The sequence below is a fragment of the Polaromonas sp. genome, assembly GCF_029945925.1.
Taxonomy (GTDB): domain Bacteria; phylum Pseudomonadota; class Gammaproteobacteria; order Burkholderiales; family Burkholderiaceae_C; genus Polaromonas.
Window position 1 is genome coordinate 1 of the sequence record NZ_JAQSDN010000050.1, and the last position, 19767, is coordinate 19767.

Genomic DNA, 19767 nt, shown 5'->3' on the forward strand with positions numbered 1-19767 from the left:
TACACCAGCACGCTGCGGCTGCCGCCCTGCGCGCTGGGGTTGATGCGTGCCACCGTCGCCTTGATGGTTTGCGCGCTGCCTTCTATCTGCAGCACGGCGCTCTGGCCGGGGCGCACCGTCAGTGCATCGGCCGCGCTCAGGCTGGCTTCCATTTCAAGCCGGCTCAGGTCCACAATTTCCAGCACCCGCACGTCCACCCCGAGGCGTTCACCGGGCTGGGCCAGGCGCTGCGCAACCTGGCCCGACAGGGGTGCGCGCAGCACCGTGTCGTCCAGCGATTTTTTGGCCACCTCGGCTGCGGCGAGTGCGGCCCGGTGCGTGGCTTTGGCCGCGTTGAGGTTGGCCAGCGAGGCGTCGAGCGCCGTTTTGGAAATGAAGCCCTGGTTGACCAGGGCCTGGTTGTTGTCGTACTGGCGCTGCACGATGTCGATCTGCGCTTTGGCCGAATCGGCCTGCTCCTGCGCCTGCCGCATGCGCGACTGGTATTCGCTGGCGTCGATGCGTGCCAGTACCTGCCCGGCCTTGACGGTGTCGCCTTCACGCACCGTCAGGCCCTGCAGTTCGCCGGCCACCCGCGTCTTGACGAAGGCCGAGTTGACGGCCTTGAGTGAACCCGACACCGGCAGGCCCTGGCTGAGCTCCATGGTTTTGGCCTGGAACACATCGGTGGCCGCCAGTTCGACCACGGTCTGCGCCTTGGCGGCCGTGGTGTCGGCCAGTGCCTGTTGCTGCTTTTTGCGTGCCGACAGCGTGCCCCACACGGCCGTGGCCAGCAGCAGCAACAGGACGAGGGCGACGGCCCATTTGATCCAGGGTTTCATTTTTTTTCCTTGCCAGTGGTGGGGGCCACGCAGATCCCGTGGAGGATGGTGTCGACCTGGGTGGCGATGTATTTTGTGGCGTTGCCCGGCAGGCTGGGGTCTGCGCAGGTGCCCGCGGAATGTTTGGCCAGAATCAGGAAAATCATGGGCGCAATCACGCTGTAGATGGCGTAGTCCAGGTCCATCGGCCGGAATTCGCCCCGATCGATGCCGCGCTGCATGATGCGGCGAAACAGCGCCTGGCCGGGCTCGATGACTTCCTGCTGATAGAAAGCGGTGATTTCGGGGAAGTTGCCGGCTTCGCTCATCATGAGTTTGGTGATGCCTGAGGCCCGGGTGGCACCCACACGCTCCCACCACACCGTCATGCAATAGGCCAGCATCTCGGCGGCCGTGCCTTCAAAACGTTCGAACTCGTCGTTCCACTCCTTGAAGCGTCCCGAGATGTTTTCGCGCACCACGGCCTTGAGCAGTTCTTCCTTGCTCTGGAAATACAGGAACAGCGTGCCCTTGGAAACGCCGGCGCGGGCGGCCACTTCTTCGGCGCGGGTTGCAGCAAAACCTTTTTCGACAAACAGGTCGAGCGCGGCGTCCAGCAGCTCGCCGGGGCGCGCTTCCTTGCGCCGCTCGCGTTTGGCCGAGAGCGTGGCGGTGGTATCGCTGAGGAATTTGGAGATGGACATGAGTTACTGACTGACTGGTTAGTAATGTAGTGCCTTGCTCCCGGTCCGTCAAGGGACTCGCCCACTTTATCCGGGCTCAGGCGGGTGAAGGTTCGGTAAAGCTTGCGGCAGATCAAGGCCGGGCAATGCGCAGGGCCAGCCACTCCTTGAGCACCAGCCGCGAAGCATCCAGCCCATCGGACGATGGCAGCCATTCCAGCACACCGTTGCGGCTGGGCAGCATGAAACCCATGGGCGCAGCGGTCACCGTGAAGCCGGCGCGCTCGAACGCCAGCACCGAACGCGGCATGTGCCAGGCATGGGTGACCAGCGCGATCCGCTGCACGCCGTCCTTATGCAGCAGCGGCCTGAGCAGGCTGGCGTTTTCGGCCGTGTCGCGCGAGCGGTCGTCGACCCAGCGCAGCTTCAGGCCATAGTCCTGCTCGGCCATGCGGCGTGCGACTTCGCCTTCCGAAAGGACTTGTGCGTCGGCCGCGCCCCAGCCCATGCCGCCGGCAAACGCCACCGGCAGGCCGGTCTGGCGCGCGAGCCAGGCACCGTAGCGCAGGCGCATGGCCGCGGCGGGGGAGGACTGCGCCTGGCCATACTCGGGCGCGACGGGATGCACCCCGCCGCCCAGCACCACAATGGCCTGCACACCGCTGTTTTTCAGCGCGGCGACCGTCAGCGGCGCGTGCTGCGGCAGGATGGTCTGCGCCAGCCACACGGCGACCGCGTGGCAGCTGACGAACCAGAGCAGGGCCAGGCCGGCAAAAGCCAGCAGCAGGCCAGGCGCCTTTTTGCGGGTAGCCAGCACCAGGCCCAGCAGGGCGAGCAACAGCGGTGCCGCGGGCGGCAGCAACAGCGTGGCAAGAATCGGCTTGAATTCACCCAGTGACATCATTCAAAATGCTCTCAAATAGATAGCTGCTTGCGCAGGTGCATAAAGGGCTGGAGGCCAATATGACTGATGAACTTCAGGAAGCAGGTTGCGGGGCAGCGGCAGGACGTCCAAAGGGTTTTCCTGTTTGCCGGATGATCGATGCCTGAATTCAATACCATTCGGTCAAGCCCGTAGAAACAAGCCGGAACCGACCGATCGTAACCAAACAAGGATCATCCATGACACAAGACCCATCGAACGGCACGCGCCTGCAGACCATCACGCTGGGAGGCGGCTGCTTCTGGTGCACCGAAGCGGTGTTTGTGCAGGTGCGCGGCATCGTGGACGTCGAGTCGGGCTACTGCAACGGCCATGTCAACAACCCGACCTACGAGCAGGTGTGTACCGGCACCACCGGGCACAACGAGGTCGTCAAGCTGGTGTATGACCCGGCGCAAATCAGCCTGCGCGCCATTCTTGAAATTTTCTTCGTGATCCACGACCCGACCACGCTGAACCGCCAGGGCAACGACACCGGCACCCAATACCGCAGCGGCATTTATTACTCGACGTCCGAGCAGCAGCAGGTGGCCGAGGACATGGTCCATGAACTGAACGCGCAAAAACTGTTCGGCAAGCCCGTTGTCACCGAAGTGCTGCCGGTGGCCAACTACTCGCCGGCCGAGGAATACCACCAGGACTTCTTCGAGAAAAACCCGAACCAGGGTTATTGCATAGCGGTGGCCGGACCCAAGGTGGCCAAGTTCCGCAAGACGTTTTCGGAATATGCCAAAAGCTGAGGGTTGCCGCCGGGGCGACCCGAGGTCGTCGCGCGCCTGACTCTTGCGCAAAGCACCAGCCGCTGCGGGTGAGGCCGGACCTGCGCCGGTTCTGATGCCTGTTTTGATGCCGGTTCTGGTGCGCGGCGCCCGCATCTGGTGCAAATCAATGTCGCATGGTGCGGGGAAACCCTTGGTTTGGTTGAAGAAACAAATGTCCTATTGACAGAACAATAGGACTGTTCCTACCATCGTCGCATGTCACCCGCATTGCCCATGACGAAGTACCACCAGATTTATCTGGTGCTCCGCGAGCAGTTGCATGAAGGCCGGTTCTCCGAGGGATTTCCTGGCGAGTTGGCGCTGATGCAGCAGTTCGGCGTGGCGCGTGTCACGGTGCGTAGGGCACTGGAGCAACTGGCGTCCGAGGGCTTGATTTCGCGCGAGCCGGGGCGTGGCACGCGGGCGCTGGACGTCGGTGCTTCGCCGGCCGCACCGCGCGGCCAGGCGGGGCAGCAGCGGGCCCAGCTTACCGGCCTGCTGGAAAACCTGGTCAGCATGGGGCTGAAAACCTCGGTCAACGTGCTGGAGGTGGAACTGGTGACCGCGTCTGCCAGCGTCGCCGGTGCCCTGCAACTCAAGCCGGGCGACCCGGTGCAGAAAGCGATTCGGGTGCGCAGTACACGCGAAGGCCCGGTGTCCCACATCACAACGTATGTGCCGGCAGACATCGCCCGCAAGTTCGGGCGGCGCGAGCTGGCCAGAAAACCGATTCTCGTGCTGCTCGAAGAGTCCGGGGTCAAGGTCGGCCGTGCCCACCAGACGATTTCCGCGCGGCTGGCCGATGTCATGGTGGCCAAACATCTGGACGTCGCGGTCGGCTCGGCCCTGCTGGCCGTACGCCGCCTGGTTTACGACGACCAGGACCGCCCGATTCAATGGCTGCATGGTTTGTACCGCCCGGACAGGTACGAGTATGAAATGCAGTTGTCGCGCGTTGGCAGCATCGATGCCAAGGTGTGGGTCAGCAAAGAGTTGTCCGCCAAGTTCCATTAACCCACTTTAGGAAAATGCCATGAGTACACGTCGCCATTTCATGTCCCAATCTGCCGCGGCCGCTTCGGCTCTGGCATTTCCCCTGGTCGGGGGCGCGCAGCCCAAGTCCATCAAGGTTGGTGTGCTGCACCCGGTCACCGGGGCGCTGGCCTATTCGGGCCAGCAGTGCCGCCTGGGTGCACTCATGGCCATCGAGGACATCAACAAGGCCGGCGGCATCAAGTCCATGGGCGGCGCCAAACTCGAAGCGCTGCTCGGTGACGCGCAGTCCCAGCCGCAGGCCGGGGTTGCCGAGGTTGAAAAGATGAATGAAGCCGGCGTGTCCGCCGTCGTCGGCGCCTTTGCCTCGGCGATCTGCCTGGCCACCACCCAGGCGGCCGCCAAATACAACCTGCCTCACGTGGTCGATGTCGGCGTGGCCGACCAGATCGTCGAGCGTGGCCTGAAGAACACCTTCCGCTTCGGCCCCGGCTACCGCAAGTGTGCCGAGACCGCCGTCGCCAACCTGCATGTGCTGAACACCGCAGCCGGCAAGCCCGCGAAGACCGTGATGATTGTTCACGAAGAGTCGCTGTTCGGCACCGGCACGGCCAACCTGCTGGCGCGCGAGCTGCCCGGCTACGGCTACGAGGTCAAGGAAGTGATCAAGCACGCAAACCCGACGCGCGACTTCAACAACATCGTGCTGCGCATGAAGGCGGTCAATCCCGACATCGTGATTCCGGCCAACTACTACAACGAATATGCCTTGCTGGTGCGCACGATGCAGCAGCAGAAGATCAGCCCCAAGGCGATTTATTCGGTGCTGGGCGGCGCGGCGTCGAGCTACAAGTTCGTCAAGGAGTTTCCGGACGCGGCCAACGGCATCATCGACTGCAATCACTGGTTCAACCCCAAGGACAAGCGCTCGGCCGAACTCAAGAAGCGGGTCGAGGCCCAGGGCCTGTTTTTCAGCTACGAGGTGTTCATGACCTACACCTCGATGCGCCTGCTGGCCGATGCCATCGACAAGGCCAAATCAGCCGACCGCGCGGCCATCATCAACGCGCTGCAGAACAGCACCTTCTCCGATCACATCATGCCCTACGGCGCGACCAGATTCGTCAACGGCCAGAACATGGGCGCCCAGCCGCTGATGACCCAGGTTCTCAAGAGCGACATCAAGGTCATCATCCCGCGCGACTACCGCGAAGCCGACCCCCTGTTCCCGCTGCGGGCCTGAAAATACACCGTTCGCGCCTAGCCTGCGCCAGCGTCTTCGCACGCCTGGCCGGGCCAGGTGCCAGCGGCCGTGCCACTTTCCTGTGTGACCCATGTTCGACCTCAGCATTCTTTTCCCCTCCCTGCTCAATGGCGTGACCACGGGTGCGGTCTATGCGCTGATCGCGCTGGGCCTGACCCTGATCTACGGTGTGCTGCACATCATCAACTTTGCCCATGGTGCGGCCCTGATGATCGCGCTGTATGCCGTGTACATGCTCAAGCAGCATCTGGGCATAGATCCCTACCTGGCGCTGCCGCTGGTGGTGCCCGGCATGTTTGTGCTCGGTTATGCGCTGCAGCGCCTGATCATCAACCGCGCCAGCCATGGCAAGGATGAAAACATCCTGCTTGTGACGCTGGGCCTGTCCATCATCCTGGAGAACGCGGCCCTGCTGTTCTTCAAGTCCGACACCCGCACCATAGACACGGCTTACACGTTGACCACTGTGGCCATCGGCCCGGCCATGATCGCGCTGCCCAAGCTGGTGGCCTTTGCCGGCGCGCTCGCGGTGTCCGGCCTGTTGCTGTGGATGGTCGGCAAGACCGATCTGGGCCGCGCGATCCGCGCGGTCGCCAAGGAAAAACACGGCGCCAAGCTCATGGGCATAGACGTCGACCATGTCTACGCCATGAGTTTCGGCATCGGCCTGGCCTGCCTGGGCGCCGCTGCCTGTTTCCTCTTGCCTGCCTATTACGTGAACCCGCAGGTCGGCAGCGGCTTTGTGCTTGTGTCTTTCACCATCGTGGTGCTGGGCGGCATGGGCAGCTTTGGCGGCGCCTTGCTCGGCGGCCTGCTGATCGGCGTGGTCGAGTCGCTGGGCGGCCTGTACCTCGGTGAGTCGCTCGGACAGATAGGCATTTTTGCCATCTTCATCGCGGTGCTGCTGTTTCGCCCGCAGGGCCTGTTTGGAGCCAAGGCATGAGAAGCAGCATGAAAGACCTGACCGGCATTGGCCTGTTTGTGGCGCTGGTGGCCAGCATTCCGCTGGTGACCGACTCCGGCGTGGTCCTGAACTTCGTGATGATGGCGCTGTACGCGGCCCTGCTGGCCCAGGCCTGGAACATCCTGGGCGGCTTTGGCGGCCAGTTCTCGTTTGGCCACGCGCTGTTCTTCGGCACGGGCGCCTACATCCAGGCCATCGCGCAGTTGCAGGGCGGGCTCAACGCCTGGATGGCCCTTAGCCTGGCGGTGGCCGGCAGCGCCGGGGTCGGTATCTTTGTCGGCGCGCTGTCGTTTCGCTACGGCCTCAAGGGCTCGTATTTCGCGCTGGTGACGCTGGCCTTTGCCGAGGTGTTCCGCATTCTGGCCCTGTCCGTGCCCTTCACCGGCGCCGGTGTGGGTCTGATGCTGCCGCTGCAGGAATCGTTTGCCAACATGCAGTTCGGCTCACGCAAGGGTTATATCTACGTCGTGCTCGGTTTTGTCGCGGCCGCGCTGCTGGTGAGCTGGTGGCTCAAGAACTCGCGCTTTGGCGCCTACCTGCAGGCGGTGCGCGACAACGAGGACGCGGCACGCGCAATTGGCGTCAGCCCCTTCGGCATCAAGCTCGGAGCGATTGCGCTGTCGGGCGGCTTCATGGGGGCGGGCGGCGCCTTTTATCTGCAGGTGTTCCAGTACATCGATCCCGGCATCGCCTACGGCGCCCACACCTCGGTCGAGGCGCTGGTCGCCGCCATCGTTGGCGGCCTGGGCACGCTGTGGGGCCCGGTGCTGGGCGCGCTGGTGCTGCATGTGCTGGCCGACATCACGCGCAACCTGTTCGGCGAACTGCCCGGCATCAACATGGTGATTTATGGCGTGGTGCTGGTGGCCATCGTGATGTTCATGCCGCGCGGCATAGGCGGACTGGGCGCGACCGCCAGGTCGCTGTGGCGCGGGCGCGGGCCAAAGAACGGAGGCCGACGTGGCTGATTCCCTGCTTTCCATCCAGGGCCTGTCCCGATCCTTTGGCGGCCTGCGGGCCGTGCAGAACGTGAGCCTCGAAGTTCCGCAGGGCAGCCTGACGGCCCTGATCGGTCCCAATGGCGCCGGCAAGACCACGCTGTTTGCGCTGATGTCGGGCTTTTTGAAACCCGACAGCGGCAGCGTGGTGTTCGACGGCCAGGACATCACCGGCCGGGCGCCGCACCTCAATGCGCGCCAGGGCATGACGCGCACTTTCCAGATCGTGCAGCCGTTTGCCACGCAGACCGTGCGCGAGAACATCGCCGTCGGTGCGCACCTGCATCTCAAGGACAGGCGCAGTGCGCTGAGCCAGGCCGAGGAGGTCGCCGCCCGCGTCGGCTTGACGGCGCTGCTCGACAAGCCCGCGTCCGATCTGACGGTGGCCGGCCGCAAGCGGCTCGAGCTTGCGCGGGCGCTTGCCACGCGGCCGCGCCTGCTGCTGCTCGACGAGGTGCTGGCGGGCCTGAACCCGCAGGAAATCACCGAGATGATTCCCGTGGTGCGCGGCATTGCGCAAAGCGGCGTCACCGTGCTCATGATCGAGCATGTGATGCAGGCCGTGATGAACCTGGCCGGGCATGTCTGGGTGCTGGCCCAAGGTCAGCTGATTGCGCAGGGCAGCCCGTCTGTGGTCACCGCCGACGAGAAAGTGGTCGAAGCCTATCTGGGCCATGGCACGGCAGCGCGCCTGCGTGCGGCGGCCTTGGCAGGAGCAAGGACATGACTGCATTGCTTGAAATCCGCGGCTTGCGCGGTGGGTACGGCCAGGTCGAAGTGCTGCGCGGCGTGGACCTGACGGTTCAGGCCGGCGAAACCGTGGCACTGCTGGGCAGCAACGGCGCCGGCAAGTCCACGCTGAACAACGTGATCTGCGGCATCTATCCTGCCTGGGCCGGCAGCGTTTTTTTTGATGGCAAGGACCTGAGCCGCGCGCATTACCGCGATGTGGTGAAGGCCGGCCTGATCCAGGTGCCGGAAGGGCGCAAGGTGTTTCCGAACCTCACGGTGCTGGAAAACCTCGAGCTCGGTTCCTTCACGCGCGCGCGCGAACGCCGCGCCACCAACCTCGAGAAGGTCTTCGGCATTTTCCCCCGCCTCAAGGAGCGCCTGCCGCAGCTGGCCGGCACCATGAGCGGCGGTGAACAGCAGATGCTGGCGATCGGCCGCGGCCTGATGGCCGAACCGCGCCTGCTGATCCTCGACGAACCGTCGCTGGGCCTGTCGCCGTTGCTGGTCGACGAAATGTTCGGCCTGATCCGCCAGTTGCGCGAAGGCGGGCTGGCGGTCCTGCTGGTCGAACAGAACGTCGGCCAGTCGCTGGAAATCGCCGACCGGGCCTATGTCATGGAAAACGGCGGCATCCGTTTTTCGGGCCTGCCGGCCGATCTGCTCGGCAGCGACGAACTGCGCCGCGCCTACCTGGGGCTTTGATCGCCGATGATGCTCTGGACCTCCTGATCATGAAACCTCGAGAGAGCTTGCCGGCCCAGACGCTGGCGCAAAAACTGATCGCCCGCGCGGCCGGACGTTCGTCGGTCTCGCCGGGCGACATCGTGACCTGCAAGGTGGATCTGGCCATGTTCCACGACTCGTCCGGTCCGCGCCGGCTCAAGCCCATGCTGGAAGAACTCGGCGCGCAGATCTGGGACAAGTCGCGTGTGGTGCTGGTGATGGACCACTATGTGCCCGAGCGTGACGACGAGTCGCGCCGGATCGTGCGCATTGCGCGCGACTGGGCGCGTGAGCAGGACCTGCCCCATGTCTACGACAGCCAGGGCATCTGCCATGTGGTGGTGGCCCAGCACGGCCACATCCGGCCCGGCATGTTCTGTGTCGGCGGCGACTCGCATTCGCCCACCGGCGGGGCGTTCGGCGCCTACATGTTCGGCATCGGCAGCACCGAGATGCTGGGTGTGGTGGTGACCGGCGAGATATGGCTGCGTGTGCCGCAGACCCTGCAGATGCACTGGCGCGGCCGCCTGCAAAAAGGCGTGACCGCCAAGGACATGATGCTGCACATGATTGGCCGCTTTGGCATGAACGGCGGGCAGTACCAGGCGGTGGAGTTTGCCGGCCCCGCGGTCAGGGCGCTGGCCATGCAGGAGCGCATGACGCTGTCCAACATGAGTGCCGAACTCGGTGCGCAGGTCGGCCTGATCGCGCCCGACGAGGTCACTGCAGCGTGGCTGCAGGCCGCCGGTGCGCCGGTCAGCGAGCTGGGCGACCTGAGCCGCTGGCAGAGCGACGAAGGCGCCGCCATGACGCGCCATGAATTTGATGCCGGCACTCTGGCGCCGTTTGTGGCCGCACCGCACAGCCCGGCCAATGCCGATGTGGTGACCCTCTACAGCGGCACCCCGGTGGACGTGGCCTACATCGGCGCCTGCACCGGCGCCAAGCTCGACGACTTGCGCGCGGCCGCGGAGGTGCTGCGCGGCCGGCGCGTGGCGCCCGGCGTGCGCCTGATGGTGGCGCCGGCCAGCCAGAAGGACCAGGCCGCCGCCCGCGAAGAGGGCGTGCTGCAGGTGCTGCTCGATGCCGGCGCAGAACTGTTCCCCACCGCCTGCGGCGCCTGTGCCGGTTATGGCGAGACCATGGGCGACAACACCACGGTGATCTCCAGCACGGCGCGTAACTTCAAGGGCCGCATGGGCTCGGCGACCGCGGAGGTCTACCTGGCCTCGCCCTACACCGTGGCCGCCTCGGCCCTGCGCGGTGTGATCACCGATCCGCGTGAGGTGCTGGCGTGATGCAGGCGGCGACAACCCACCGCGTCTGGAAGCTCGGTGCCGATGTTGACACCGATGTGCTGGCGCCTGGCCATGCCATGAAACACGGCATCGACAGGATCGCCACCTACTGCCTTGAATCCGTGCGACCCGAATTCGCCAGCCAGGTGCGGCCGGGCGACGTGATCGTGGCCGGCCCCAACTTCGGCATCGGCTCGTCGCGCGAGCAGGCGGCCGCCGTGCTGGTCAAGCTCGGCGTGGCGGCGGTGATTGCACCCTCGTTCAGCGGTCTGTATTTCCGTAACGCCTTCAATGTCGGCCTGTTGCTGCTGACCTGCGCGCAGGCCGAGCGCATCGCTGAGGGCGAAGCGATCAGCTTCGACGCGCGCCGCGGCGAGCTCGTGTCCGCGCAGGGCGAGCATCTGGCTTGCGAGCCCATCCCCGACTTCCTGCTCGAGATGGTCGAGGCCGGGGGCTTGCTCAATCAGCTCAAGCGCCGTCTGGCGAAGGAGGCAACCCGTGGCTGAGGACAACATGGGGCACACCGGGCAGCGCGAGGCGCTGCAGCGCGCGATCGCGCTGCGCGCGAGCCGGCCGGCAGCGGCGCCGGTCGCGGCGCAGGCCAGGCGGATCTTTCTTGACACGCTGGGCTGCGCGCTCGCGGGTCGCGCGGCGGCCGAGGTGCAGACGCTCGAGCGCCAGTCATCGGCGCGGGAGCCAGGGCGCTTTTTCCTGCCGGGCGGCCCGCCATTGACGCTGGGCGCCGCCACGCAGGTGTTCGCGATGGCCGCGACCTGGCATGAGGCCTGCGAAGGCCACGCGCTGGCGCATGGCCGCCCCGGCGTGCCGGTGATCGCGGCGCTGCTGCCGCTGGCGCTGGCCCGTGGCGACAGTGTCGGCCATTTCACGGACGCGCTGGTGCTCGGCTACGAGGTCGGCGCGCGCGCCGGCGCCTGGCTGCGCATACGTCCCGGCATGCATGTCGACGGCAACTGGCCGGCGCTCGGTGTGGCAGCGGCGGTGGCGCACCTTCTCGGGCTCGACGGCGCCGGCATCGTCCATGCGATAGACATCGCGGCCTGCCAGTTGCCGACCAGCCTCTACCTGCCGGTGCGCGCGGGCTGCAACGCGCGCAACACCTACCTCGGCCACAGCGCCGCGCTCGGTCTGGAAGCCGCCTTCGCGGCGCAGGCCGGCATAGACGGGCCGGCCGACGCGCTGTTTTTTTATGCGCAGAATTTTGCTGCGCCAGCGGACACCGCACCTGCTCCCGCGCAGGACCTGATCCTCGACGCCTACCTCAAGCCGTTTGCGGCCGTGCGCCATGTGCATTACGGCGCGATGGCGGCGCGCGCCGCGCGCGAGGCGATCGATGGCGAAACGCAGCGCATCGAAAAAATCGTGCTGACGGTTTACCAGGAAGCCGTCACCTATTGCGGCAACCGCGCGCCGCGCACGCCTATCCAGGCGCAGTTCAGCCTGTCCTTCGGCATCGCGGCGATGCTGCGCTTCGGTGACATAGAGCCCGCGAGCTACGACGCGGACAGCTTCAACGATGTGGAGCTGCGGCGCCTCGAGGCACTGGTCGAGCTGCGCGTCGACGAGGACCTCACGCGCAGCGGGCAGCGCGGCGCCACGCTGGAGCTGCGTGCCGCTGGCCTGGACATAGAGCGCACGGTGACGACCATAGACGGCGACCCGGACCAGCCGCTGGGCCCGGAACAGGTCGCGGCCAAGTTCATGCGTTATGCCGGTGCCAGCGTGCCGGCGGCGCGCTGCGAATGCTTCATCGTCGCGCTTGCCGCGACCGAACGCGACAGCTCCCTGCGTTCGCTCTGGACCCTGCTGCACGACGAAGCCGCGCACTGAAGACCTTTCACTCAACCGAGAACCCATGATGAACCCAATCAAACTTCTGACTGTTGCGCTCTGCGCCTGCCTTTCCTTTGCCGCAGCGGCGCAGGCCGACAACTATCCGAGCCGGAGCATACGCATCGTGGTGCCCTTCCCGCCGGGCGGTGCCACCGATGCGGCAGCGCGCCTGGTCGCCACCAGAATGAGCGAAAAATGGGGCCAGCCCGTGGTCATCGACAACCGCGCCGGCGCCGGCGGAAACGTCGGCTCTGACATCGTCGCGAAGTCCGCACCCGACGGTTACACGCTGGTCATGGGTGTGACCGGTTCGCACGCGATCAACATCTCGCTATACAGCAAGATGCCTTATGACCCGGTCGCCGATTTCGTCGCGATCAGCCAGGTTGCCGTGGTGCCCAACGTGGTCGTGGTCCATCCGTCCGTGCCGGCCCGCACGCTGGCCGAACTCGTGGCCCTAGCCAAGCGCGAGCCCGGCAAGCTCAACTACGCCTCGCTCGGCAACGGCACGGCCGCGCACCTGGGCATGGAGTTGCTCAAGTCCGCCGCCGGCATCGACATCACCCATGTGCCTTACAAGGGCAGTGCACCAGCGGTGACCGACCTGCTGGCCGGTCAGGTGCAGGTCATGGTCGATGGCTTGCCGTCCGCGCTGCAACATGTGAAGGCCGGCAAGCTGCGCGCGATCGCGCTGACCAGCCTGCATCGCGCGCCGGCGCTGCCCGATCTGCCGACGATTGCCGAAACCTACCCGGGCTTTTATGCCGACGCTTGGTCCGGCCTGTTCGCGCCCAAGGGCACGCCAGCGGCGATCGTGAACCAGCTCTCGACCGAGGTGCAGCGCATCCTGCGCCTGCCCGACGTGCGTGAAAAACTCGCCGCGCTGGGCGCCGAGCCGGTCGGCTCGACCCAGACCGAATTCGCCGCGCATGTGAAGCGCGAGATCGACAAATGGGCGCAGGTGGTCAAGACCAGCGGCGCCAAGGTGGACTGAAAAAATGAACGAACCAAGCAAGAACCCCGCGGCACCCGCCGCGATGGACCCCGTCACGCTGGCTGTCCTCCGGGGCCGCCTCGAGCAGGTCGCCGACGAGATGGACGCCACGCTGTACCGCAGCGCCTTCAACCCCATCATTGCCGAGGCGCACGACGCCTGCCACGGCCTGTATGACGCCGGCTCGGGCGACACGCTGGTGCAGGGCAAGTCCGGCCTGCCGGTGTTTGTCGGCGCGATGGCGTTCGCGGTGCGCGCCGCGGCCCGGGTGGCGCGCGAGCGCAGTGCGCCGGGCGACCCCGCCGCCGGCATGGCCGACGGTGACACCTGGCTGTTCAACGACCCTTACGAGGGCGGCACCCACGCCAACGACTTCAAACTGGTGCGACCTTTTTTCCGCGGTGGCAAGCTGTTCTGTTACCTCGCCTCGGCCGCGCACTGGCACGACGTGGGCGGCGCGGTGCCCGGCAACTACAACCCGGCGGCCACCGAGTGCTGGCAGGAGGCGGTGCAGATCCCCCCGGTGCGCATCGTTCGCGCCGGCGCACTCGACGCCGATGTGCTGGCGATTCTGCAGGCCAATACCCGGCTGCCGGACAGCCTCTGGGGCGACCTCAATGGCCAGCTCGCCGCACTCGAGCTCGGCGTGCGCCGCCTGCACGGCCTGCTCGACGAGTATGGCGACGCGCTGGTGCTACAGGCCATGGGCGAGATGCGCGCGCGCGCCGTGAAGCTGATGCGCTCGCACATCGCCTCGCTGCCCGATGGCCGCTACTCCTTCAGTGACATCCTGGACAACGATGGCGTCAAGGACGAGCCGCTGACGATTGCGCTGGACATGACGGTGCAGGGCGAGCGCATGACGCTGGATTTTTCGCGCACCTCGCCGCAGTGCGCCGGCCCGGTCAACATCTCGCGCGCCACCGCGATTGCCGCCTGTTATGTGGCGCTCAAGCACCTGTTCCCCGACGTGCCGGCCAATGCCGGCGTGCTCGACGCGGTGGACTTCGTGCTGCCCGACGGCCTGGTCATCAGCGCGGCGCGGCCGCGTCCCGTGGGCGGCTACACCGAAACCATTTTGCGCATGATCGATGTGATTTTCAGCGCGGCGGCGCAGGCCGACCCGACACGCGCCGTGGCTCAGGCCTACGGCACCATCAATGCGCTGTCGATCGCCGGTCACCGCACGGACGCTGCCCGCAAGGGCCAGCGCTGGGTGATGTTCAGCTTCTTCGGCGGCGGCCACGGCGGCCACTCGGGCGGCGACGGGCTGAGCCACGGCAATGCGCCGATTTCCACGGCGACGATTCCGCCGCTGGAAATTCTGGAAGCCGCCTACCCGGTGCGTTTCACCGAATGGTCGCTGCGCGCCGACTCCGGCGGCGACGGGCAGTACCGCGGCGGACTCGGCGCGAACTACGAAATCGAATTACTTGAGCAGGACGCCGAGGTCTTCATCTTCGGCGAACGCGGCAAGTCCGCGCCCAAAGGGATTGCGGGCGGCGGCGAGGCTGCGGTCAATGTCTTCAGCTACGAGAACAACAATGAATGGAAAACACCCCCGATGGTCTCCAAGATGGTCGGCATCAAGCTGAAAAAAGGCGAACGCGTGCGGCTGCAGACGCCGGGCGGCGGTGGTTACGGTGCGCCTGCGGATCGCCTGCAGAGTTCGCGTGAGCGCGATCTGGCGCTAGGTTACGTGACGGCAGGCGCCGCGAAGAAGGAGGGCGCATGAGCACCGCCGGGCAATTGATTGTCGGCGTCGATGTCGGCGGCACCTTCACCGACCTGTTTGTACTGGACGAAGCCAGCGGCAGTGCGCGCATCGTCAAGGTGCCATCCACACGCGGCGAGGAAGCGCGCGGTTTCATGAACGGTGTGGCCCGGGTGGCCGACTCGGCGGCCAGCATTGCCACCATCGTGCACGGCACGACGGTGGGCACCAATGCGCTGCTCGAACGCAAGGTGGCGCGCACCGGCATCATCACCACGCGCGGGTTCCGCGATGTGCTGGAGATGCGCCGGCGCGATCGCCCGCAAACCTGGGGCCTGCGCGGCAGCTTCGAGCCCATCGTGCCACGCGACCTGCGGCTGGAGGTCGATGAACGCGTGCTGGCCGATGGCAGCATCCACACCCCCGTGGACCTGGACCAGGTCCGCGCCCAGGCCCGCGCTTTGCTGGCCGAAGGTTGCGAGGCGGTCTGCGTGTTCTTCATCAACACCTATGCGAACCCCGCCAATGAACGCGCCGCCGTCGCCGCCGTGCGCGAGCTCTGGCCCAACGCCCATGTGACCGCCGCCAGCGAGGTGCTGCCGGAGATCCGCGAGTTCGAACGCTGCTCCACGGCCACGCTGAACGCGGCGTTGCAGCCGGTGGTCGGCAGCTACCTCACGCGCCTGGAGTCCGACCTGCGCGGCCAGGGGTTTGCCGGCGAGCTGTTGATCGTGCAAAGCAACGGCGGTGTGATGTCGCGCCAGACCGCCTGCGACGTGCCGGTGCGCACCGCGCTGTCGGGCCCGGCGGCCGGTGTGATCGCCTGCGCGGCGATTGCCCGCTCGGCAGGTTTCCCCAACGCCATCACCGGCGACATGGGCGGCACATCCTTCGACGTGTCGCTGGTTGCCAAGGGTGAAGCGGCGCTGTCGGCGCAGACCTCCATCGAGTTTGGCATGGTGGTGCGCTCGCCCATGATCCAGATCGAGACCATAGGCGCCGGCGGCGGCTCCATCGCCTCGGTTGATGCCAGCGGCATGCTGCAGGTCGGCCCCGAGTCGGCCGGCAGCAACCCGGGGCCTGCCTGTTACGGCCGCGGCAACACACGCCCGACCGTGACCGACGCCAACGTGCTGCTGGGCCGGATTGCCGCCGACCGTCCGCTGGGTGGCGGCCTGCTCGCGGCCATGGACGCCGGCAAGGCGCGCGCGGCGATTGAGCAGCATGTGGCGCAACCCCTGGGACTGGACGTGTTGGCTGCGGCCGAGGCCATACTCACGGTGGCCAACGCCAAGATGGCCGGCGCGATCCGCGTGGTGTCCATCGAGCGTGGGCACGATCCGCGCAACTTTGCCTACATGCCCTTTGGCGGTGGCGGCGCGCTGCACGTGTGCGCCATGATGCGCGAAGTCGGCGTGACCACCGGCATCGTCCCGCGTTACCCCGGCGTCACCTCGGCCCTGGGCTGCGTGATGGCCGACATGCGGCACGACGCGGTGCAGACCCTCAACAAAGGCCTGGCCGAGCTTGACATCGCCGACCTGCGCCAGCGCATCACCACCGTGGCGACGGCCTGCCAGCAACGGCTGGATTCTGCTGGCGTGCGTTTCTCCGAAGTGCAGGAAGTCATTGCGCTGGACATGCTGTATGCGGGCCAGACCCACACGGTGCAGGTGCCCTTGCCCGTGACGCAGGCCGAGCTGATCACGACCGCCGTGATTCAGACTGCCTTTGAAGCGGCTTACCTGGCCGCCTTTGGCCGCGTGCTGGGCGGCATCGCCATTCGCGTCATGAACCTGCGCTATGCGCGTATCGGCGTGCGGCCCAAGTTCGACCTCGCGGTGCTGGCCCCCACGGGTGCGGGCTCCACGGCGTCCAGCGGCGAGCAGCAGGTGTTCCACGCCGGGCGCTGGTGGGCGGCGGTGCGTTACCCGCGCCTCGATTTGCCTGTCGGTGCGCGCATAGACGGCCCGGCCATCCTAGAGCAGCCCGACACCACGGTCTGGCTGGAGCCGGGCTTTCACGCGACGGTCGACAGCTTCGGCAACCTGCTGGTCAAACCCTCCTGACACCATGAAGACTTCACCGAAAAAAATCGCGCTGATCATCGTCGATCTGCAAAACGATTTCCTCTCGCCTGATGGCGCGTATGCGCGTGGTGGCGCGGCCAGTGCGGCGGCGCGTGAACTGCCCGGCCGCGTGGCCGGCGTGGCGCGTGCGCTCAAGGCCGGCGGCGGGTTGGTGGCGTCCAGCCAGTTCACGCTCTGGCCCGATGCCCGGGGCGAACCCATGATCTCGCCGCACCTCCTGGCCCTGCGCCCGTTTCTGCGCCGCGGCGACTTCGCCCCCGGCAGCGCGGGCCAGGCCAACGTGGCCGAGCTGCAGCCCTTGATCGACGTGTCGGTCTGCAAGGTCGCCTACTCGGCGTTTTTCAACACCCAGCTCGACTGGGTGCTACGCCATTCGGGCATAGACACCGTGGCCGTCTGCGGCATCGTCACCAACGGCGGCGTGGCCAGCACGGTGCGGGATGCCCACATGCGCGAGTACCACACCATCGTTCTGAGCGACGGCTGCGCGGCCTTCAAGCCCGAAATCCATGCGACCTCGCTGGCTGACATGGGCACGGTTGCGCAGGTGATGCGCTGCGAAGAATTCATCCGGTCGCTGTCATGACAGTGCCCGTGATTCGCCGCGGCGAACGCATGGACGCGCCCATCCATGTGCCGGTCGCGATTGTGGGCGCCGGCGCCTGCGGCCTGACCGCGGCGCTGATGCTGCGCGATGCCGGCATCGATTGCGTGGTGCTTGAGCGTGACGCCGTGCCCAGCGGCTCGACCGCGCTGTCCTCGGGTTTTGTGCCCGCACCCAACACGCGCGTGCAGAAATCAAAAAATATTGAAGACAGCCCGCGGCGTTTTGCGGCCGACATCCAGGCCAAGGCCCATGGCACGGCGGCCCCGCAGCTGGCCACGGCTTATGCCGAGGCGATCGGCCCGGCCATTGACGCACTGCAGGCCAGCCACGGACTCGAGTTTGTGCTGCTCGATGATTTCCTCTACCCCGGCCACAGCCGGCACCGCATGCATGCCGTGCCCGAAAAGACCGGCGCCGGCCTGATGGCGCGCCTGCAGCAGGCCGCCGAAGCGGCCGACGTTCCCGTCGTCACGCGCGCGCTGGTGCGCGAGCTCTGGCTCAATGCGCGCGACGAGATCCTGGGCATCGCCTACGAGCGGCCCGACGGCACGCTGGAGCAGTTGGCCTGCGACGCACTGATCCTGGCCTGCAACGGCTTTGGCGGCAACGCGGCCATGGTGCAGCAGCTTTTGCCCGAGATGAAGGACGCCACCTTTGCCGGGCACACCGGCAACGACGGCAGCGCCATCGCCTGGGGCCGCGCCCTGGGTGCGCGCCTGGCCGACCTCGGCGGCTACCAGGGCCACGGTTCCTGGGCCGTGCCGCAGGGTGCGCTTGTCTCGTGGGCGCTGATGATGGAGGGCGCGGTGCAGATCAATGCGTTGGGCCAGCGCTTTCACAATGAAACATTGGGTTATTCCGAGGCCGCCGTGCAGGTGCTCGCGCAGCCCGGCAGCGTGGCCTGGAATGTGTTCGACGAGGCCTTGCTCACGTTCGCGCGCGGCTTCCCTGATTTCTGTGAGGCCGAGGCCGCCGGTGCGCTCAAGCGCTGCGATAACGAGGCGGCGCTGGCCGCGCAGATCGGCTGCGATGTTGGCGCCTTGCACGCCACGCTGGCTGCAGCCGTGGCGCCCGGCGCAGCGGCGCCCGACGGCCGCGTTTTCAAGCGCGCATTGCAAGCACCTTTCTACGCCGTCAAGGTGACAGGCGCGCTGTTTCACACCCAGGGCGGGCTGGACATCGACGCACACTGCCATGTGCTGCACGAAGACGCCAGCCCTTTCAAGAATCTGCTGGCCGCCGGCGGCGCCGCGCGCGGTGTCTCGGGCAACGCGGTCTGGGGCTACCTCTCGGGCAACGGTCTGCTCAGCGCCATCGCGGGCGGCTACATCGCGGCGCGCAGCGCGGCCAAGCTACTGGAAACCAAGACATGAACTCAACACCGCTTTCATTGAAGCAGCGCCTGGCGCAAGCCCAGGCCGTGCTCGCCCCCGGCGTTTACGACGCGCTGAGCGCGCTGGTGGCCGAGCAGGCCGGCTTCGAGGCTCTTTACCTGTCAGGCGCGTCGATTGCCTACACGCGCCTGGGCCGCTCCGACGTGGGCTTGACGACATTCACCGAGGTGGCCGACACGCTGGCCCGCATCACCGAGCGCGTGAGCCTGCCGGTCATCGTCGACGCCGACACCGGTTTCGGCAATGCGCTCAATGTCATGCGCACGGTCAGGGGCTTCGAGCGCGCCGGCGCGGCCATGATCCAGCTCGAAGACCAGACCTTTCCCAAACGCTGCGGCCACCTCGACGGCAAGGCCGTGGTGCCGCTGCAGGAGATGGTCGGCAAGCTCAAGGCCGCGCTCGACGCCCGCACCAGCGCCGATACCCTGATCCTGGCGCGCACCGATGCCATTGCGGTCGAGGGTCTGGACGCCGCGCTCGAACGCGCCGAGCGGTATGTTGAATGCGGCGTGGATGCGCTGTTCATCGAAGCCCTGCGCACACCCGCGCAGATGGACACGGCCTGCGCGCGTTTTGCGCAACGCATCCCCATGCTCGCGAACATGGTCGAAGGTGGCAAGACCCCGGTGCAAAGCGCCACCGAACTCGGCGCGCGCGGTTTTCGCATCGTCATCTTCCCGGGCGGCACCGTGCGCGCCGTGACACACACATTGCAGGGCTACTACGCCAGCCTGCACCAGCACCAGACCACGGTGCCGTGGCAGAAACAGATGCTGGATTTTGACGGGCTCAACGAGGTGATAGGCACGGACGAGCTGATGGCGGCCGGCAAACGCTACGAGTAGCACGGCAGCTGCGAATCATCGACGGCCACCCCGGTCCCCGTTTTGTCATCCCGGACTAGATCCCATAAGCGCTAACTTAGAAGCTCACGTCCTTTTTGCCGCTGCAGCACCCT

At 66.4% G+C, this 19767-nt stretch carries 19 protein-coding genes; 16 read left to right on the forward strand and 3 right to left on the reverse strand.

What is annotated here, in order from left to right:
• The 3 genes from PSV40_RS18090 to PSV40_RS18100 form a co-directional block, all read right to left on the reverse strand.
• Positions 1 to 821: efflux RND transporter periplasmic adaptor subunit (locus tag PSV40_RS18090; protein ID WP_300540362.1), on the reverse strand; the 821-nt coding region annotated here is incomplete at its 3' end.
• On the reverse strand, positions 818 to 1504 hold the full coding sequence (locus PSV40_RS18095; RefSeq protein ID WP_300540364.1) for a TetR/AcrR family transcriptional regulator: 687 nt from the start codon (positions 1502 to 1504) through the stop codon (positions 818 to 820). The genes PSV40_RS18095 and PSV40_RS18090, both read right to left, overlap by 4 nt.
• 112 nt (positions 1505 to 1616) lie before the next feature.
• A complete protein-coding gene (locus PSV40_RS18100) occupies positions 1617 to 2387 on the reverse strand; it encodes a YdcF family protein (RefSeq protein ID WP_300540366.1) in 771 nt (256 codons plus the stop codon).
• A gap of 218 nt (positions 2388 to 2605) precedes the next feature.
• On the opposite strand from PSV40_RS18100, the gene msrA reads away from it, so the two are divergent.
• The 16 genes from msrA (at position 2606) to PSV40_RS18180 (ending at position 19654) form a co-directional block, all read left to right on the forward strand.
• Positions 2606 to 3166: a peptide-methionine (S)-S-oxide reductase MsrA gene (gene msrA / locus PSV40_RS18105; protein ID WP_300540368.1), complete on the forward strand. Its 561-nt coding sequence runs from the start codon at positions 2606 to 2608 to the stop codon at positions 3164 to 3166.
• A 237-nt stretch (positions 3167 to 3403) separates the two neighbouring features.
• Positions 3404 to 4201 carry a GntR family transcriptional regulator gene (locus PSV40_RS18110; RefSeq protein ID WP_300540370.1) on the forward strand — a complete coding sequence of 266 codons (798 nt, stop codon included), beginning with the start codon at positions 3404 to 3406 and terminating at the stop codon, positions 4199 to 4201.
• A 19-nt stretch (positions 4202 to 4220) separates the two neighbouring features.
• On the forward strand, positions 4221 to 5423 hold the full coding sequence (locus PSV40_RS18115) for an ABC transporter substrate-binding protein (RefSeq protein ID WP_300540372.1): 1203 nt from the start codon (positions 4221 to 4223) through the stop codon (positions 5421 to 5423).
• 91 nt (positions 5424 to 5514) lie between these two features.
• Positions 5515 to 6387, forward strand: a complete 873-nt coding sequence (locus tag PSV40_RS18120; protein WP_300540374.1) for a branched-chain amino acid ABC transporter permease — start codon at positions 5515 to 5517, stop codon at positions 6385 to 6387.
• Positions 6388 to 6395: 8 nt separating this feature from the next.
• A complete protein-coding gene (locus PSV40_RS18125) occupies positions 6396 to 7376 on the forward strand; it encodes a branched-chain amino acid ABC transporter permease (RefSeq protein WP_300540376.1) in 981 nt (326 codons plus the stop codon).
• Positions 7369 to 8133 carry an ABC transporter ATP-binding protein gene (locus PSV40_RS18130; protein WP_300540377.1) on the forward strand — a complete coding sequence of 255 codons (765 nt, stop codon included), beginning with the start codon at positions 7369 to 7371 and terminating at the stop codon, positions 8131 to 8133. Before PSV40_RS18125 ends, PSV40_RS18130 begins: the two co-directional genes overlap by 8 nt.
• A complete protein-coding gene (locus PSV40_RS18135) occupies positions 8130 to 8840 on the forward strand; it encodes an ABC transporter ATP-binding protein (protein WP_300540379.1) in 711 nt (236 codons plus the stop codon). Before PSV40_RS18130 ends, PSV40_RS18135 begins: the two co-directional genes overlap by 4 nt.
• 29 nt (positions 8841 to 8869) lie before the next feature.
• On the forward strand, positions 8870 to 10159 hold the full coding sequence (locus PSV40_RS18140) for a 3-isopropylmalate dehydratase large subunit (RefSeq protein WP_300540381.1): 1290 nt from the start codon (positions 8870 to 8872) through the stop codon (positions 10157 to 10159).
• A complete protein-coding gene (locus PSV40_RS18145; RefSeq protein ID WP_300540383.1) occupies positions 10159 to 10665 on the forward strand; it encodes a 3-isopropylmalate dehydratase in 507 nt (168 codons plus the stop codon). Before PSV40_RS18140 ends, PSV40_RS18145 begins: the two co-directional genes overlap by 1 nt.
• Positions 10658 to 12007 (forward strand): MmgE/PrpD family protein, encoded by a 1350-nt coding sequence (locus PSV40_RS18150; RefSeq protein ID WP_300540385.1) that lies wholly within the window; start codon positions 10658 to 10660, stop codon positions 12005 to 12007. The genes PSV40_RS18145 and PSV40_RS18150 overlap by 8 nt, the downstream gene beginning before the upstream one ends.
• Before the next feature lie 28 nt (positions 12008 to 12035).
• Positions 12036 to 13004 carry a tripartite tricarboxylate transporter substrate binding protein gene (locus PSV40_RS18155; protein WP_300540387.1) on the forward strand — a complete coding sequence of 323 codons (969 nt, stop codon included), beginning with the start codon at positions 12036 to 12038 and terminating at the stop codon, positions 13002 to 13004.
• Between the two features lie 4 nt (positions 13005 to 13008).
• A complete protein-coding gene (locus tag PSV40_RS18160) occupies positions 13009 to 14739 on the forward strand; it encodes a hydantoinase B/oxoprolinase family protein (RefSeq protein ID WP_300540389.1) in 1731 nt (576 codons plus the stop codon).
• On the forward strand, positions 14736 to 16787 hold the full coding sequence (locus tag PSV40_RS18165; protein ID WP_300540390.1) for a hydantoinase/oxoprolinase family protein: 2052 nt from the start codon (positions 14736 to 14738) through the stop codon (positions 16785 to 16787). Before PSV40_RS18160 ends, PSV40_RS18165 begins: the two co-directional genes overlap by 4 nt.
• Before the next feature lie 4 nt (positions 16788 to 16791).
• Positions 16792 to 17394 (forward strand): isochorismatase family cysteine hydrolase, encoded by a 603-nt coding sequence (locus tag PSV40_RS18170; protein WP_300540392.1) that lies wholly within the window; start codon positions 16792 to 16794, stop codon positions 17392 to 17394.
• Positions 17391 to 18788: an FAD-dependent oxidoreductase gene (locus PSV40_RS18175; protein WP_300540394.1), complete on the forward strand. Its 1398-nt coding sequence runs from the start codon at positions 17391 to 17393 to the stop codon at positions 18786 to 18788. Before PSV40_RS18170 ends, PSV40_RS18175 begins: the two co-directional genes overlap by 4 nt.
• Positions 18785 to 19654, forward strand: a complete 870-nt coding sequence (locus tag PSV40_RS18180) for an isocitrate lyase/PEP mutase family protein (protein WP_300540396.1) — start codon at positions 18785 to 18787, stop codon at positions 19652 to 19654. The genes PSV40_RS18175 and PSV40_RS18180 overlap by 4 nt, the downstream gene beginning before the upstream one ends.
• Positions 19655 to 19767: the final 113 nt, after the last annotated feature.

What these genes read in the sequence shown, in the direction of transcription:
- PSV40_RS18095 (WP_300540364.1), bottom strand. Translation starts at nt 1,504, where the DNA reads ATGTCCATCTCCAAATTCCTCAGCGATACCACCGCCACGCTCTCGGCC.
- PSV40_RS18100 (WP_300540366.1), bottom strand. Translation starts at nt 2,387, where the DNA reads ATGATGTCACTGGGTGAATTCAAGCCGATTCTTGCCACGCTGTTGCTG.
- msrA (WP_300540368.1), top strand. Translation starts at nt 2,606, where the DNA reads ATGACACAAGACCCATCGAACGGCACGCGCCTGCAGACCATCACGCTG.
- PSV40_RS18110 (WP_300540370.1), top strand. Translation starts at nt 3,404, where the DNA reads ATGTCACCCGCATTGCCCATGACGAAGTACCACCAGATTTATCTGGTG.
- PSV40_RS18115 (WP_300540372.1), top strand. Translation starts at nt 4,221, where the DNA reads ATGAGTACACGTCGCCATTTCATGTCCCAATCTGCCGCGGCCGCTTCG.
- PSV40_RS18120 (WP_300540374.1), top strand. Translation starts at nt 5,515, where the DNA reads ATGTTCGACCTCAGCATTCTTTTCCCCTCCCTGCTCAATGGCGTGACC.
- PSV40_RS18125 (WP_300540376.1), top strand. Translation starts at nt 6,396, where the DNA reads ATGAAAGACCTGACCGGCATTGGCCTGTTTGTGGCGCTGGTGGCCAGC.
- PSV40_RS18135 (WP_300540379.1), top strand. Translation starts at nt 8,130, where the DNA reads ATGACTGCATTGCTTGAAATCCGCGGCTTGCGCGGTGGGTACGGCCAG.
- PSV40_RS18140 (WP_300540381.1), top strand. Translation starts at nt 8,870, where the DNA reads ATGAAACCTCGAGAGAGCTTGCCGGCCCAGACGCTGGCGCAAAAACTG.
- PSV40_RS18145 (WP_300540383.1), top strand. Translation starts at nt 10,159, where the DNA reads ATGCAGGCGGCGACAACCCACCGCGTCTGGAAGCTCGGTGCCGATGTT.
- PSV40_RS18155 (WP_300540387.1), top strand. Translation starts at nt 12,036, where the DNA reads ATGAACCCAATCAAACTTCTGACTGTTGCGCTCTGCGCCTGCCTTTCC.
- PSV40_RS18160 (WP_300540389.1), top strand. Translation starts at nt 13,009, where the DNA reads ATGAACGAACCAAGCAAGAACCCCGCGGCACCCGCCGCGATGGACCCC.
- PSV40_RS18165 (WP_300540390.1), top strand. Translation starts at nt 14,736, where the DNA reads ATGAGCACCGCCGGGCAATTGATTGTCGGCGTCGATGTCGGCGGCACC.
- PSV40_RS18170 (WP_300540392.1), top strand. Translation starts at nt 16,792, where the DNA reads ATGAAGACTTCACCGAAAAAAATCGCGCTGATCATCGTCGATCTGCAA.
- PSV40_RS18175 (WP_300540394.1), top strand. Translation starts at nt 17,391, where the DNA reads ATGACAGTGCCCGTGATTCGCCGCGGCGAACGCATGGACGCGCCCATC.
- PSV40_RS18180 (WP_300540396.1), top strand. Translation starts at nt 18,785, where the DNA reads ATGAACTCAACACCGCTTTCATTGAAGCAGCGCCTGGCGCAAGCCCAG.